Source organism: Limibacter armeniacum (assembly GCF_036880985.1).
GTDB classification, from domain to species: Bacteria; Bacteroidota; Bacteroidia; order Cytophagales; family Flammeovirgaceae; genus Limibacter; species Limibacter armeniacum.
The window spans coordinates 30,384-47,049 of sequence record NZ_JBAJNO010000004.1 but is presented as its reverse complement, the minus strand read 5'-3'; the positions used below and the strand labels follow the sequence as shown (position 1 = coordinate 47,049).

The 16,666-nt window shown below is 44.4% G+C and carries 8 protein-coding genes; 3 read left to right on the top strand and 5 right to left on the bottom strand.

The features are described from left to right. Positions 1-3: 3 nt before the first annotated feature. The 5 genes from V6R21_RS04000 to V6R21_RS03980 form a co-directional block, all read right to left on the bottom strand. Positions 4-1,359, bottom strand: a complete 1,356-nt coding sequence (locus tag V6R21_RS04000; RefSeq protein WP_334241092.1) for a glycoside hydrolase 5 family protein — start codon at positions 1,357-1,359, stop codon at positions 4-6. Positions 1,360-1,425: 66 nt separating this feature from the next. Continuing rightward, on the bottom strand, positions 1,426-2,637 hold the full coding sequence (locus V6R21_RS03995) for an AGE family epimerase/isomerase (RefSeq protein ID WP_334241091.1): 1,212 nt from the start codon (positions 2,635-2,637) through the stop codon (positions 1,426-1,428). 11 nt (positions 2,638-2,648) lie between these two features. Next, the gene (locus V6R21_RS03990) at positions 2,649-3,842 is read right to left on the bottom strand and encodes a glycoside hydrolase family 130 protein (protein WP_334241089.1); all 1,194 of its coding nucleotides are present in this window, start codon (positions 3,840-3,842) and stop codon (positions 2,649-2,651) included. 37 nt (positions 3,843-3,879) lie between these two features. After that, the gene (locus V6R21_RS03985; protein ID WP_334241088.1) at positions 3,880-5,763 is read right to left on the bottom strand and encodes a sodium:solute symporter family protein; all 1,884 of its coding nucleotides are present in this window, start codon (positions 5,761-5,763) and stop codon (positions 3,880-3,882) included. Positions 5,764-5,790: 27 nt separating this feature from the next. Continuing rightward, a complete protein-coding gene (locus tag V6R21_RS03980) occupies positions 5,791-7,044 on the bottom strand; it encodes a glycoside hydrolase family 26 protein (RefSeq protein WP_334241086.1) in 1,254 nt (417 codons plus the stop codon). 505 nt (positions 7,045-7,549) lie between these two features. Here V6R21_RS03980 and V6R21_RS03975 point away from each other — a divergent pair. The 3 genes from V6R21_RS03975 (at position 7,550) to V6R21_RS03965 (ending at position 16,666) form a co-directional block, all read left to right on the top strand. Further along, on the top strand, positions 7,550-11,668 hold the full coding sequence (locus V6R21_RS03975; protein WP_334241084.1) for a hybrid sensor histidine kinase/response regulator transcription factor: 4,119 nt from the start codon (positions 7,550-7,552) through the stop codon (positions 11,666-11,668). A gap of 332 nt (positions 11,669-12,000) precedes the next feature. Then, entirely contained in the window at positions 12,001-15,075 is a 3,075-nt protein-coding gene (locus V6R21_RS03970; protein WP_334241082.1) for a SusC/RagA family TonB-linked outer membrane protein, read from the top strand. 19 nt (positions 15,076-15,094) lie between these two features. Then, entirely contained in the window at positions 15,095-16,666 is a 1,572-nt protein-coding gene (locus V6R21_RS03965; RefSeq protein ID WP_334241080.1) for a RagB/SusD family nutrient uptake outer membrane protein, read from the top strand.

The following is a 16,666-nucleotide window of genomic DNA, read 5'->3' as shown; positions in this document are numbered from 1 at the left end:
GGTTTATCGTGAAGTTTGCTCCTGCTGCTTGACAGCCTTTTTCTGAAGCAATTCAGCTTGCTTGCTGAAATCATTGATTTTTTCGGCATAGCCTGAAATGATATCAATTGTCGTGGTATCCTGGTCATAAACCGAGTACCAGCCTTGTGGCTCGTGTGGAGGGTCACCGATCAGGTCATCACCCTTTTGCCAGAATCCTTCAGGGTTGTTAGGTCTGCCCTCACCTGCATACGACCAGAAGTTGATGCCAGTCAATGGTGAATTGCCTTTTATCGCATCCCAGCTTTTGTTGAACAGGTAGCCGTAGTATTTATCTCTCCATTCAATGGTTGCAGACGGCTTGTGGTCATTATGGTCCCTGCTGATGCCGAACTCTTCCAGCACTACTGGCTTATTCAGTTGCTGGCCAGCCTCGATATGTTTTTTGAAATAGTCATCGACCTTTACCAGTGCTTCAGGATATGTGGTTTCAGCTTTTGTTGGGTCAAACCAGCTCCAGTTCTGAATCCAGATATGCATGGTTACATAGTCGATTTGGTTAGAAAGGTTATCTGAATATACATCAGTTCCGGCATCCTTGCCCGGTGTGTTGCCTTCTGTGCCAATGCAAACCAGGTGTTTGCTGTCCAATGACTTGATGTAAGAAGCAGTATGGTCCACCCATTTCAGGTAAGCTTCTCTTTGGTCGTAACCTCTGGGTTCATTGGCCAGCTGCCAAGCCATAATAGTAGGGTCTTCCTTGTAAGCTTTGCCATTGATGCTGTTGGTTCGGTTGATCAGCATGGCAAGGAAAGCCTCAAACTGTTGCATGGCTCCCTTGTCAGTATAGAATTGCTTGGCATAGGAGATGTATTCGTTCCAGGAATGGCTACCGTCAAATGGGTAGGGAACAGGGCCTTTTCCGCTCCACTCAAGGTATTGTACCATACCGCCAGACCATGCCCAGAAGTTATTGAGTACCATTACGCCTTTCATTCCCCTTTTTCTCATCTGAACAAGCAGGTAATCCAACCCTTCAAGAACTTGCTCGTCATAAACACCTGCAGCAGTTTGTACGGCAGGTTGGACACGCCAGGGAGCATCGGCAGCACCTTCAGATGAGGCAAGGATACGCAGGTTGGTAATGCCCATTTTCTGCATCTGGTCCAGTTCCCTGTTGAGTCTTTCCCTGTCTCCTTTTTCGCCTGCCATGCCAAGGGTAATGCCATACCAGTAGTTGGTGCCCACAAAGTAATAGGGCTTGTTGCCTACAACAAACTGGGTGTTTTGGGTACGGACAAAGCTGTTCTTGAATGTATTGCAGGAAAATGTGAATGGTATGATCGAGAGGATCAGTGAGTAGATTAAAATTTTTTTCATTTTCATTAGTTCATCATCGGTTAAGTTAGTTTTAGAGTAAATAATGATGCCCCGAAGGGCACACCATTATTGTGCTGAAGTTTGTGAAATATCCTCCAGCTGCTTGATTCTGTAAAGCAATTCAAGACAAGCCCTTCCATTGTGGTATGGACATTTCCAAGGACCTACTTTTTCATCATTCAGGTTTGGTATTCCATTGGCATCAACCCTCCAATACCACTCACCATATTCCTTGTTGATAAGGCGACCCTGTATAAAATCCCACAGCCTGAAAGCCGCATCAAGGTATTTGGGGTCTGATGAAAGCTGGTAGGCGTTTAGAAAACCGACTGTACCTTCAGCCTGTGGCCACCAGTGGAGCTCATCATCCAACGTGCCATCTCCATGCAGTTCATTCAGTACAGCACCATTCTGGTCAAGCCCTTCTTCCAACGTCACGGATGCCATCTTAAGGCTTGTTTTCCTGATACGCTCCAAAGTGGGTTGATCTTCCAGTGCCCTTGCTGCTTCTTCCAGCAGCCATGAGCCTTCAATATCATGACCATAAGAAACAGCGGAAGATTTCAGAACCCAGTTCTCATCAAAGAAGAGATTGAAATGAGCATTTTCATTGATGATTTTCTCCTCAAATAGAGCAATCAGGTGCTCTAGCTGTCTTTTTACTTGCCTGTCCTTGCTAACCTCATATAGCGTGGTATAGGCTTCCAGCACATGGAGGTGTGTGTTCATGGTTTTAGCCTCGTTGGCATCCTTGTCACTCAATCTCAAGTCTTCCAGCAGTTCCCATTCCCTGCTGAAAGCCTCATAGTAACCTCCTTTGATGCTGTCAAAAGCATACTTTTCAAGGTCATTGAAAAGTGTTAGTGCATCCATCAATGCGGTATTGTCATTGGTTGCCTTATAATAGGCAGCAAAAGCATAGATGGTGAAAGCAACGGCATAGACCTGTTTTTTGGTTTCCAATGGATTGCCCTGATGATCTACCATCCAGTACACACCTCCATATTCCTCATCTATAAAATATTGGCGAATATAGTCGAAGGCACGTTTGGCTGCTTGTAGGTATTCAGGCTGCTTGAAGTGTTGGTAAGCCTCCGCAAATGTCCAAAGGATGCGGGCGTTAAGCACCGCACCCTTTGGTGCAAACCTTTTTACCTGATTGTCATAGCTGATATAGCCATAGAATCCACCACTTTCTTTATCTATGGTGTACTTGAGCCAAAACTGAAGGATATTATCCTTCAGTTCTTTTTCTATGGCTGATTTATATTGATTCATTTTAATGGTCATTAATCCTGATTGGCAAATTGGTTCATAAAGGCAAGGTTCTTTTCTGCCAGTTGGCATATGGTCTGCACAGAAGCATCAGAACGCAAACCATCCTGTGGGGTGTTCAGGCAGTAATCTATCAATTGGTCAATGGTAGATGTGGCTACGTGCAATCTTGTATCAGAGGATGCGTAGTAGATAAACACTTTGCCATCCTCGTCTGCAATCCACCCATTTGCGAAAGTGACATTGGGTACATCACCCACTCTCTCTTCGCTGTAAGGAGCGATAAAGTGTCCACCCGGAACGGCAATGATTTTTGAAGGATCTTCTAGACTTGTCATAAACATATAGAGCGTGTAGCGAAGTCCAGCTGCTGTATTTCGTACGCCATGTGCCAGATGCAGCCAGCCATTTTCGGTCTTGATTGGAGCAGGTCCCTGTCCATTTTTCACCTCATAGACGGTGTGGTAAGTCTTGTTGTGGATAATGGACTCTTCCTTGATTTCGGCATTTTCCATGGAATCCGTTAACCCGAAACCAATGCCCCCGCCGGAACCTGTATCGATGAAGCCATCCTGCGGACGTGTATAGAGTGCGTATTTCCCGTCAATAAACTCAGGGTGCAATACCACATTGCGCTGCTGCCCTGAATAGGTGATCAGGTCAGGTAGTCTTTCCCAAGTTTTGAGATCCTTTGTGCGGGCAATGCCACATTGTGCCACAGCAGAAGAAGTATCGCCTTGAGGAGCTTTTGGGTCTTTTCTTTCAGTACAGAACAGTCCATAAATCCATCCATCCTCGTGCTGCGTCAGACGCATGTCGTAGACGTTGGTGTCAGGCTCATCTGTTTCAGGCAATACAACCGGATAGTCCCAGAAGCGGAAGTTGTCAATTCCGTTAGGACTTTCTGCCACCGCAAAGAATGACTTGCGGTCGTTACCTTCTACCCTTGCTACAACAATGTATTTGCCGTTGAACTTGATGGCACCTGCATTGAATGTGGCATTGATACCAATCCTTTCCATCAGGAATGGGTTGGTGTCAGGGTTCATGTCATAACGCCAGTGCAAAGGGGCATGTGCCCTTGTCAGAACAGGATTTTCGTAGCGATCATAGATACCGTTGTAAGCGGCTTTTGGTGTATTTTTCTGGCTGATCAATGCCTCTTGTTCATTGATCAATGCCTTTAGTTTTGTTTCAAATGTTTTCATTGCTGTATTAATATTTTTATCTCAAATGTTGAATGTCTTATTCGGCTAGGGCCTCTTCTTTCCTGATTGGAGTTGACTCATCTGTTTCGCATGCCTTGTCCAAATTATCCCACCAGTTTTTCTTCAGGATAAGGGCAGAGATCAGGAATATTACGGCAGTGGCTGCGAATCCCATTCCTTCTTTGATCACGATATAGACGGGCATAATTGTAAGCGTTGTTTGCCATACAATGCCGACAGCCACATTGACCATATCTCTTTTGAAATCCTTGTTTCCTTTAAAGGAAGGGTATTGAGCGATTACCTTGTCATGTACCGGCTTCCAGAATCCCCAAGGTCTGACCTTGCGGTAAAAGGCAATCAGTGTTTCTTCTTCTGTAGGAGGAGTCAATAGAGAACCCAGAATACTGCCCGCCAATGAAACTGCGAAGAGTAAAGGGAAGTAGTAAAGCTCCAGTGTATTAGGGAAGATCATCGGGAAGACCATAGCGGCTAAAATGCCTGCCGCCATTCCCCAGAAGAAACCATATCCGTTGAATCTCCACCAGTACCATTTCAGCATATTGGCAGCGATGTAGCCACCATAAAGCGCAGATACGATCCATTGCAGTACAGAATTGATGTCCTGTACATAAAAGCCAATGATGGTACTGATCACAACCACAAGTGTGGAAATCAGGTAACTGGCTCTCATTTGCAGTTTTCGTCCTGCTTTAGGATTGATATATCGTAAGTAAATATCGTTGACAATATAGGCAGGCGCTGCATTGACTGTCGAGGCAAAGGTTGACATAAAGGCCGCAAGCAAACCTGCCAACAGTAAGCCCATCAGCCCTGATGGTACAAACTCCTTGATAGCCATAGGCAAGATATTCTCAAAGTCAAATGAGCTGCCTGTCGTATTGATAGTATCACTGAAGAATACCAGTGCCAGTACAGTAAACCCTGTAATCATCAGGTAGCGGGGAAAAAGCAGTACCAGTGAAACAAATCCTGACATCTTCGCCGCCTCTTTCGGAGACTTGGTAGACAATACCTTTTGCATGTCAAAGTTTGGAGCAGGACCTGCCATGGAAGCAAAGATGCCCTTGAAAAGCATCATCATAAAGAACAGGGAGAACAGGGAAAAACCGTCGCTGTCAATTTTCTCATTGACGGCAGGAATCAGCCCAGACCAGTCCATATCCAGTGAAAGACCAAAGAAAGGATTGCTCCATCCCTCAGGGGTTATAGCATCCAGCATTTCAGGAGATACCTTTGACATCGCAATACCTGCGATAACCAAGGCTGAAAGTGTCATGATAAAGAACTGTATCACGTCTGTCCATACAATGCTTAGCATTCCCCCCATTACCACATAGAATGTGGCAATTGCTGTAAAGGCAATACCATAGAGTTTGGGGACATTCTCTGCTGAAACCTCAAAGGGCACGTAGGCAGAAATGCTATCCCAAGGCACAAAAATCTCAATAAACTTTCCGATTCCGATAAAGCCATAGCTCAAGAATCCGAGTACGCTCAGGATGGCAAAGACCACAACTACCATGTGTGAAAGCCTGCCTCCCAATCCATCTCCAAATCGGATTCTGATCCATTCGGCTCCTGTCAGCACATTGGACTTCCGCAGCCAGACAGACAGGTAAATCATCAGGAATATTTGGTTGAAAACCGGCCAGAGCCATGGAATCCAGACACTTTTAAGGCCGTAAACAAAACCAAGGTACACCATCCACATGGTACCTGAGATATCAAACATGCCTGAGGCATTGGAAAGCCCCAGCATATACCAAGGGAGCGTATTACCCCCAAGGAAATAGGAGCTCATATTTTTGGAGGCCTGTTTTTTGAGCCAAAGCCCCACAATAACAGTAGAAAGCAGGTACAGCCCAATTATGACCAGGTCCAGCGCTTGTAGTTCCATCTGTGTGTTGGTTTAGGTTAAACTTCATTACTGCACAACCGCATCGGCTTGCTTGTCTTTGCCGTTCTGGTTATCCTTTCCCTTGACCTTCTTGTACATGTCAGGAAGCTGGTCCTCAAAAAGGGTAAATGGTGACTGATAGAATTCCTTGAAGTCAGCTACCGAAGGATGGCCTTCATGTGGAACACAGAAATGGTCAGGTCGATCATGTTCGATATTGGCATTGCGCCACACCAGTACATAACTGAGCTGCTTACCTTCCTCACTTTTCATAATATTGGACAGCAGTGATTGTGAAAACCAAGTAGTGTCAGGCAAGCCGATCAGGCCAGTCTCAGTCATGGCAGAAAGTTTTCCTTTTTCCTTAGCCAGTTTCACTACTATCTGTACTTCTTTGGCAAATAAGGTAGGTCCTGATGCACTATTCTCAGGTTTGAGGCTATGGTAGTCATCAAAGCCCAGTACATCTACATATGCGTCGCCTGGATAGTATTTTAGGTAGGTTTCCTCACTGTCAAACCTGTCAGTGGAGTAAACATAAATCAGGTTATGTACTTGCTTGACATCTCTCAGGTACTCAACCGTAAACTTGTAAAGCGCTTTGTATTCTTCAGTGGTGCAATTTCCTTCTCCCCACCAGAACCATTTTCCCGTCATCTCATGCCAAGGTCTGAACAGTACCGGTATAGGCTCACCCCAATAGTTGAGGGAGTGTAAGAAGTCCGCAACCAAATCCAGTTTTTCCTTGAACTTGCCATGCAGAGTACCACCCGGCAGCATGTCTTTCACCACCTGTGTCGTATCCCATGAACTGGAACCGGTTTTCAGGTTTTTCATATGCCAGCTAACGGTATTAATACCACCCCTTCTGTATGCCTTGATGATGTTCTCACGCACTTTTTCAAATGGCACCTTGTCAAGGTTATTCGGCTCACCGATATGCCCGAGATCCCAGCCATACACCGCAGGATAAACACCGATCGACCGTTTGGTATCAGAGGGCTGGTTTTTACGCCACTTTCCAAATCCTTTACTGACAGACATATCCCACCAGTTAACACCATAAGAGGTGTCATCCTGATGCCCAAGCATGAGTCCTTTGCCGGAAAGTAAGTGCATCTGGTCGTAAAGGTATCCTGTTTTCTTGCTGGCCTCGGTATCTACCAGCGAAGCGTTTTGTGCCATCGTTCCATTTGCATACAACAAACCGGAACTTAACAGGCCGATTGCAACCCATTTCTGCCAGGTATGTGCCGTTCGCTGTTCGAATTTCTTTTGCATTCTCATAAAGGTTTAATGGATGGAGCATCATATCTCCATCACTAATCAAGAATAATTGCTTATTCCGTTAGGGTGTGTGGCCCGATACAAAACTGCTAAAGGAATGTTGGAGGGTTGGTGGGAGAAGTTTCAAATTTCCTACTTTAAAATTTCATTGTACTTTTTAAAGTGAGTGCTTTTAGGTATAAAAATTACATGAAAGCTATATTTTGTAATTAAATGATGTTTTGGTGTAATAAATGAACATAAAATTGAAAGGCTTGTTTGTGATTAAATTGGATTATGCTAAGTGTTTATTTGATAATTGGGAATGTTATTTTCAATTGCCTGAATTTTTGTACAGGGAAAAATATACTTGTACAATGTTGATTAGTGTAGGAAATACAGATATTTGTAATCATTATTTAAGTGTGTAATCAGGAGGATTTCTTGAGATCTCGTCTGAAAATTGAATCAGAAATATTTTGACGGGATGGATAGAGATTTTTCACGACTGTTACTTTTTATGAGAGTCAACCTATTTATTATTTCATTTATCTGTAGCGTCATTTGTGCTTTGGGGAACCTGAAAGCGCAGGTCAGGGAAGTAATCCATCGACATTCAGGTATTAACCATGTGATGCAGGACCATACAGGTTACCTGTGGCTTTCCACTTGGGAAGGATTGTATAAATATGATGGTTATGAGCTGACAAATTTGGCACAGAGAGCAGTCAGTCAGTTTGAGACCAATAAAATCACCTGTACGCTTGAACGAAGAAACGGGGAAGTATGGGTTGGTACGGATGACGATGGCATTTATGTGTACAATCGGGCTGACGAAACCTTCAAACACTACAAGCACAGAGGAGATAACCCTGCTTCCTTGAGCAGTAACCGGATTACCTGTTTTATGGAAGACGAGCAGGGGAAACTATGGATAGGAACACAACGTGGGGGGATTAACCTTTATCAGGATGAGTCCAATTCCTTTGTGGCCTATACCATGAAAAAGAATGCCGTCAACAGTACCATCAATACTGTGGATGATGTATTGGCCCTTTGTATGCTCAATAATGGCAATGTCCTATTCAGTATGACATTTGGCTTGGGCGTGCTCAATACAGCAAGGGAAGAGATATTCTATTATGATAACAATAACATAGCTTATACCCGAAACCTTGTCCAGTCTCATGATGGAAGCGTTTGGGCAGCGGGCGACAATGGCATTTACCATTGTGAGTGGGTCGGCAATACGATGGATGTACAGCCACTGTCACTCCATGGGAAGGCGTTAAGCAATACAATGGGAAGGATAACCCCTTCCAGACTAAACCCTGATATTCTTTGGATTGCAACGGGACAGGCACTGGTGAGGTACAACCTTGCCAGCAAGCAGGTTGAAGGTAGTTACAAATATTTGGACAAGTCAGGACAGGCTATCGGAAACAAGCCAGACCATTTATATGAAGACCAGCAGGGAAATGTATGGGTGGCTACCTTGATGGGTATGTTCAAATTCCATGAGCAGCACAAGGCTTTTGAGTGTGTTAAGGATCACGATATCAAGGTAATTACCACGATCAATAAGACGGATGTAGGGACTGTTTGGCTGGGTACACACAGGCATGGTTTGTATCGGCTTGATGGAGATAAAAAGGTCAGGGTATTCCTCAAGTCCAAGGAAGAAGCCTTGAAGAACCCGATGCATATTACTAAGGTCTTGCAGCATGGGAATGATATATGGGTAGCCACTTCGGGTGATGGACTTTTCACCTTTGACCGTAATGCCTTGAATGACAATACAGGTACAGTTCAAGGTGTAAAACACTACTTTCATGGAGGGGGCAATTTGGATGATGATTATGTGATTGCCATGACGAAAGACAGCAAAGGAGTGGTCTGGCTAGGAACATGGAGCCACGGGATTTACTATTTTGATAGCAAGGAAAATCAGTTCAGGCAGTTGACTTTTGAGAACCAGAGTGAGTCTGAACAACTTAAAAATACCCCTTTGGTTTGTATCAGGGAAGATCAGCAGGGATTCCTTTGGGTAGCCAGCAGGGGAAAAGGTGTCTTCAAACTGAAAGTCAAAAATGGTCAGATGGTCTCATTGGAGCAGTTTGACAGCTATGTTCCGGAGTCCAAAAGGAGAGGATTGTTTATCAATGACCTGAAGATTTTTGAGAATGGTGAAGTGGCAATAGCGACGGAAAAAGGAGGGTTTGTATTGAACAGTCAGGGCGTACTGGTAAGGGAACTTTTACCTGAACTGGAAAATTCATACAACCTACAATCTGTAGAGATTGATACAGCTGGAAACCAGTGGGCAATCGCTCAGAATGCGGTTTACAAGCTGAATAAGAGTGGAAAAGAAGTTAACCGTTTTGATCAGCAGAATGGCTTGAGAGGAGCACATTTTTACAGCAGTTTTATGACTGGTTCAGGTCAGTTGCTGCTTGGAGGCAGGGAAGCGTTGGATGTGATCAATCCAAATGAAATAACAACGTATATCCATCATCAGACACCAGTACTGACAGGATTCGAATTGCATGGGCAAAAAGTATTGGCAGGACAGGAAGTAGGTGGAGAGGTGATTCTCAAGGAAGCACTGGAGGAAATCAAGCAAATTACGCTGACACACGAGCAGAATAGCTTTGCATTGACATTTTCATCCATGGATTACCTGCTGCCAGGAAAGGTGCAATATGCCTACAAACTGACTGGTATTGATAAGGATTGGGTGCTGAAGTCTGCTGCTGAAAGGAAAGCGTACTATACTGGGCTGGCACCGGGAAGCTATACATGGCAACTGAAATCCACTGACAGTCAGGGCAAGTGGAACCCGAACATGCTGACGATTAAGCTGACAGTGTTGCCGCCTTGGTGGTTGAGTGTTTGGGCATATATAGGCTATATCCTGTTGCTGTTGACCTTACTTTATCTGGTGTTCAAGGTATTGCTTATCCGGATGAAACGTCAGAATGAGTTGAAGATGAAGGCACTGGAGTACAATAAGGCGCAGGAAGTGAATGAGATGAAGATTTCTTTCTTTACCAACCTTTCGCATGAGTTGAGAACACCGCTTTCTCTGATAATAGGGCCGTTGGAGCAGCTTATGCGGATGGAAGTGGACAACAAGGGGGTGAAAGATTTGCATAAGGTGATGTATGGTAATACACAAAGACTGTTGAGGGTGATCAATCAGTTGCTGGATTTCAGGAAGATTCAGGCAGGAAAGATGACACTCAGACCGACAGAGATTTTTATGAAAGAGTTTCTGGAGCAGATATGTGGTGCATTCCAGAATATGTCTCAGGAGAAGAACATTCTTTTCACTTATGATTTCAATGTGGATAGTGGGCGTCAGGTCATGATGGATTTCGAGAAGATGGAATCTGTGTTCTATAACCTGCTCTCCAATGCCTTTAAGTTTACCAATGCCTTTGGCTCTATCAGGTGTGAAGCGACAATTATCGATCATGCTACATTGGCGGGCAGGGTAAAGCAGCAACTATCCCATCATGAGAAAACCTCCTCATCGTATCTGGAAGTAATGATCAAGGACTCTGGATTTGGTATTCCGAAAGAAGAATTGGACAAGGTTTTTGAGACGTTCTATCAGGTAAAGGGAAACATGGATAGTGGAACAGGGATAGGACTTTCACTGACAAAATCGATTATAGACCTGCATTATGGCTGTGTTTTCGTAGATAGTGAAGAGAATATAGGAACGGTATTTACACTGTACATTCCTGCTGATCTGGACATTTTCCCAAAGGCCAATAAAAGGGAAGAGCAGCATCTTTCAATCAGCAACAAGAAATTGCCAGATGCTTCGATTCTGTTGAATAAACCTGTAGAAGAGGAAAATACCTTATTGCGGAAGGATCTGATTCTGGTCGTGGATGATAATGCTGAGATCAGGACCTACGTCAAGAGTATTCTGAAAGGGAAATATGCCGTTATGGAAGCGGAAGATGGTAAAGATGCCTATGAAAAAGTGGTCAGGTATAGTCCTGTACTGGTTATCTCGGATGTGATGATGCCTAAGATGGACGGTAAAACACTTTGTGCAAAGATCAAGGAAAATGAGACAACCAACCATATTCCAGTTATTATGCTGACAGCCCTGACGGATAACAAGCAACGCATTGAGTCATTGGAGGCTGGAGCTGATTCCTATATTCCTAAACCATTTGATCCAATGCACCTTGAAATCAGGGTCAATAAGTTGCTGGAGTCCCGTTCAGCAATTAAGGAAAAGGTACGTGAGGAAGTGAACAAGGAGTATACAGGAAAGGGATTGGTCAGTACAAAGCAACTCAGTTTTGAGGACAAGGTTCGCAAGGTGGTGGAAGAGCACATTTCAGAAACTGAGTTCAATGTAGATGAACTGGCAGAAGGATTGAATATGAGCAGAATGCAGCTTTACAGGAAGATGAAGACAGATATGGGTCTATCTGCCAATGAGTTTATCAGGACCATCAGGTTACAGAAATCTGTTGAGCTGATGAAAAAGCAGGAACTCAATATCTCTGAGGTAGCCTACGAGGTTGGTTTCAATGACCCGCAGTACTTCAGGAAATGTTTCAAGAAACAGTTTGGGCAAACACCTTCAGAGTTTCTGAGGTCCATTAAATAGTCAAATAGACACTGGTAATTTTTATCTGCTATAAACACCCCTGTTGATTCCTTTTCTTATTTGGGTAATTATTTTTCATGAAAATTGGAATTATTCAAATAATGGGCTGAGTCAATGGGGGTGTTTTTTTACGTATAAAATCCATTTAAATGATTTAAAATGGATTTGTGCAAATTTTTTACCTATTGCAATAAATATGAAAAATACAATTGTAATAAACATACCTCATAATTGAATCATATCAACTGATCTCACACAAGTGTGTTAAGTACGTTTGTGATGCCGGCAGGGGTGTGGCCTCCGGTCTTTTCAGTGATTCAATAATTGACAATATGAAAATGAAACTACAAACATTGCAGCAGCTAATGGCAGTACTTGCCTTTATATTGCTGGCACCCTTAAGCCTCATTGCGCAAGAAAGATTTGTTTCAGGAACAGTAACCGATGAAACAGGTCAGGGCCTTCCGGGTGTAAACATTCTGGTCAACGGAACAACCCAAGGTTCCATTACCGACTTTAACGGTAGCTACCGTATTAATTTGGGAACAGTGGAAAATCCCGAGCTAGTGTTTAGCTTTATTGGTTATGAGACAATGAGAATCTCAGTCAATGGGCAAAGCACGATCAACCATCAGATGGTTCCAGATGCTGACCAGCTGGAGGAAGTAGTAGTAGTCGGATACGGTGTCCAGAAGAAAAGTGACATTACAGGTTCGGTTGCCTCCATAAAGCCAGAAGCACTTACCCAGATTTCTACGCCAAGTGTCGGACAGGCACTGCAAGGCCGGATCTCCGGTGTGCAGGTGACCTCACAGTCAGGTAAGCCAGGTTCGGGTATGCGAATCAGGATTCGTGGTATTGGAACAATCAACAACTCTGATCCACTGTATGTAGTGGATGGATTCCCTACTGCTAATATTGACTTCCTATCACCTGCTGATATTGAGTCAATTGAAGTGTTGAAAGATGCTTCAGCGACAGCTATTTATGGTTCCAGAGGTGCCAATGGTGTTGTATTGGTAACTACCAAAAAAGGAAAGTCTGGTAAGGCAGTATTCAACTTTACCGCTAGTGCTGGTGTACAGACGCCTTGGAACATTATGGAGATGGCAGATGCTACACAATATGCTACGATCCAGAAAGAGATGCACGGTGATGCAGCTGACCCAATGGTGGATTACGTACTGGAACAGCAGGCCAAGGGAACAGATTGGTTCAGGGAAGTATTCAAGCAGGGCTATCAGCAGGATTATGCCTTGTCAGTAACCGGAGGTAATGAAAACGTGAAATATGCAGTTTCAGGCTCCTACTTTGACCAGACAGGTATCCTTGAGAATACAGACTACTCAAGATTCACGGTGAGAAACAACCTTGAGTTCAAGATGTCTGACAAAGTAACTTCTGGTTTGAGCGTGGCTTTGGCTATGGAAGACAGAGGTCCATTCAGAAATGACCAGTATGGTGGTGTATTGACAGGTGCTATGATGGCTGACCCTGTAACAGCGCCAAAAGATGTAGATGGTAACTGGCAGGGAACATACCTGGCAAACAGCATCAACAACCCGCTGTATATGCAGGAAGATGTGAGACAGTCGGAGTATAACAAGAATAACCTATTGGGTAACGTTTGGTTGAATTATCAGATCCTACCTAGTATTTCATTCAAGTCGCAATTCACAGCGAATCTGGGTGGTGATTACAGTAAGTCCTATTCGCCTGTATATTACCTGAAGCCTACACAACAAAGAGAAGTTAGTTCTCTGTCAGAACAGAGAAGTGATTTCCACGGATATACTTGGTCCAACTTTGCCAATTTCAATAAGGAGATTGGAGACCACAACATCGGTCTGATGGTCGGTACGGAAGCACAGTCCGGCTATTATGCATGGACGAGAGTTGCTGTAACAGATGTGCCGAATGATTCATCACTTCAGTTTCCAAGTACTGGTAAACAACCTTCAGAAAACCTGCCTCAGGGTGGTGCAGAGGAGTCAACATTGTTGTCATTCCTGTCAAGGGCAAACTATTCATATGCTGGTAAGTACCTGCTGACAGCGAGTGTGCGATACGATGGTTCTTCCAAGTTCTTGCCTGAGTCAAGGTGGGGGCTATTCCCTTCGTTCTCATTGGGTTGGAATGTAAAGGAAGAAAGCTTCCTGAACTCAGTTGACCAGATTACTCAGCTGAAGCTTAGAGGTGGCTGGGGACAGGTTGGTAACCAGGATGCTGTAGCACCATATAAGTATGCAGTAACACTGACCAATGAGCAGAAGTACCCATTCGGTAACCAGACACCAGTACAGGGTGTGGCTCAAACTGAGCTAAGTAACCCTGAGTTGAAATGGGAAACTACCGAGATGACTAACATCGGTCTGGATGCAGGATTCTTTGAGGACAGGCTGACACTGACTGCTGACTATTTTATCAAGAATACAAAGGACATGATTGTGGCGGTACCCGTTCCTGAGTTTGTATCTTATCAGGCACCTCCAGTTAACATCGGTACAATGCAGAACCGTGGTATCGAACTTTCACTGAATTTCAGGGGTGGTCTGGAGCGTAAATTCCAATATGAAGTAGGGGTGAATTTCTCCAAAATCACCAATGAGGTAATGGATTTGGGTGATACGCCAGCGATTGAAGCTGGTAACGTGAACAAGGTAGGTAATACAACCCGTACGGAAGAAGGTTATGAGATTGCTTATTTCTATGGCCTGAAAACGGATGGTATTTTCAATAGCCAGGAGGAAGTGAACAGTTATGTAAAGGATGGTAACTTAATCCAGCCTAAAGCACAGCCAGGTGACGTGAAGTTTGTTGACCTGAACAATGATGGGGTGATTGACGGAAATGACCGTACCTACTTGGGAAGTGCAACACCTGATTTCTTCTATGGTATCAATGCATCTGCCAGCTATGAGAACTTTGACTTTCAAATGTTTATCTCAGGAGTGCAAGGGGCAGAGGCTGTGAATCCACTTAGGTACCATATTGATTACTCTCTGGAAGGTGAAAACATGCCACTTTACAGGGTAGAAAACCATTGGACTGAGGCAAACCCAGAACGAAACGGCCCAAGATTCTCGGCTGATAACCCGAACCAGAATGAACGCTACTCTGATCTGTATGTGGAAGATGCGAGCTACATCCGCCTGAAGACTGTACAGTTGGGCTACACACTGCCTGCTTCCCTGAAAGAGAAAATGGGTATCAGCAAGCTGAGAATTTTTGTAGCGGCAGACAACCTGCTGACTTTCACCAACTATACAGGACTTGATCCTGAAATCGGTGAACTGGTGCAGAGTGCCTCGTCAAGTGATCCAATCCCGACACTGACTTATGGTGTGGACATGGCGTCTTATCCGCAGGCAAGAACATTCAGAGCAGGTATCAATCTTTCATTCTAAGCAAAAACTGAGAACAATCATGAAAAAGAGATATATCCTTCCTTTGGTAGCGCTCCTCGGAATGGGCACTGCCTGTGAAGACTTCCTTGACAAAGAACCTTTGGCAAAGGAAACAAGTGCGAACTTCTACAATGATCCAGCCAATGCAGAGTTGGCAGTAAACGGCATCTATGATGCATTGCAGCGAGATACGGACCCTTTTCACCACCAGTTCTGGATGTTTGGGGATGTTCGTTCGGATGATGCCGTAAAAGGATCAAGTGACAGTGACCTTCCAGAGCTGAAGGCAATCGAAAATTTTGAGGCGACGAATACCAACCTGATTGGTTTGGCTGCATGGGAATACGGTTACAGAATCGTGAGCAGGGCTAACTCTGTACTGGAAGGTTTGGACAGCTCTCCTGCGGAGGAAAGCAAGAAGGCAAGACTGATTGGGGAAGCCAAGTTCCTGAGGGCTTTTGGTTATTTCCACTTGGTAAGAATCTTTGGGGAAGTGCCCGTTTTCACTAAAACGATTGCCCCAAGTGAATACAGAACACAAACTAGGGCTTCTGAGCAGGAAACGTTTAACCAGATCATCAAGGACCTGACAGAAGCGATTGAACTGCTGCCTTTAAACTATGATGCAGCCAATATCGGCAGGGCAACAAAAGGTGCGGCAAAGGCATACCTCTCAAGGGTACTGATGTACACCATGAAGCTGGAAGCCAACGACAATCAGGAAAACTGGCAGACAGTATATAACCAGACAAAGGATATCATCAATTCAGGTGAGTATGCGCTGTTGGGAAACTATGCTCAGCTTTTTGAGATGGAAGGTGAAAACAGTGTGGAATCCATCTTTGAAATCCAGTTTGTCAACCAGAATTCAAGTGGTGATTTCTATGGTGACAAGAATGACGGTACACATAGCACCATCTTTCAGGGAATCAGACCAATTGACTGGAGTGACCAGCGCTATACCGGTTGGGGTTTCAATTCTCCAACACAAAGTTTGCATGATGCATTCGAAACCAATGACCCTCGTCAGAAATCGACGATCTATGAATTTGGTGACGGCATTCTGCTGTATGGCAATGACTTGGAGATTTTCTTGAGTGAATCAGGCGGAACAGGTTTCTCTAACCGAAAAGCACAGGTAGCCCCTGAGCAGAAAGCACCTCAGAGTGAAAGCCCTGTGAATACGCGCAAGATGCGATATGCGGATGTCCTGCTGATGCATGCAGAAGCTGCCTACAACCTTGGTTTTGAAGGCGAAGCGAGAGACTATGTAAATATGATCAGGGATAGAGCAAGAAGAAGTACAAAACCTTATGGCGCTACCCTGAATGGTGATCTGAGTTATTCATCTGATGTAATTGGCGGTGCATTGCCTGCACTTACCAATCAGTCTGGAATTGAGTTGAGAGATGCGATCTGGCATGAGCGAAGAGTGGAGCTGGGAATGGAAGCACTGAGGTACTTTGACATTGTCAGACAGCGACGTGCAAGAGCGGTACTCAATGCCTACAAGGATGGATTGGGTGACAAGTGGGAAAACCAGCCATTTGTACCGATTCCTCAGCAGGATGAGCAGTGGCTGGGCATGTAA

Excerpts from the sequence above, each read along its gene's own strand:
- V6R21_RS04000 (WP_334241092.1), bottom strand. The coding sequence starts at position 1,359 with ATGAAAAAAATTTTAATCTACTCACTGATCCTCTCGATCATACCATTC.
- V6R21_RS03995 (WP_334241091.1), bottom strand. The coding sequence starts at position 2,637 with ATGAATCAATATAAATCAGCCATAGAAAAAGAACTGAAGGATAATATC.
- V6R21_RS03990 (WP_334241089.1), bottom strand. The coding sequence starts at position 3,842 with ATGAAAACATTTGAAACAAAACTAAAGGCATTGATCAATGAACAAGAG.
- V6R21_RS03985 (WP_334241088.1), bottom strand. The coding sequence starts at position 5,763 with ATGGAACTACAAGCGCTGGACCTGGTCATAATTGGGCTGTACCTGCTT.
- V6R21_RS03980 (WP_334241086.1), bottom strand. The coding sequence starts at position 7,044 with ATGCAAAAGAAATTCGAACAGCGAACGGCACATACCTGGCAGAAATGG.
- V6R21_RS03975 (WP_334241084.1), top strand. The coding sequence starts at position 7,550 with ATGAGAGTCAACCTATTTATTATTTCATTTATCTGTAGCGTCATTTGT.
- V6R21_RS03970 (WP_334241082.1), top strand. The coding sequence starts at position 12,001 with ATGAAAATGAAACTACAAACATTGCAGCAGCTAATGGCAGTACTTGCC.
- V6R21_RS03965 (WP_334241080.1), top strand. The coding sequence starts at position 15,095 with ATGAAAAAGAGATATATCCTTCCTTTGGTAGCGCTCCTCGGAATGGGC.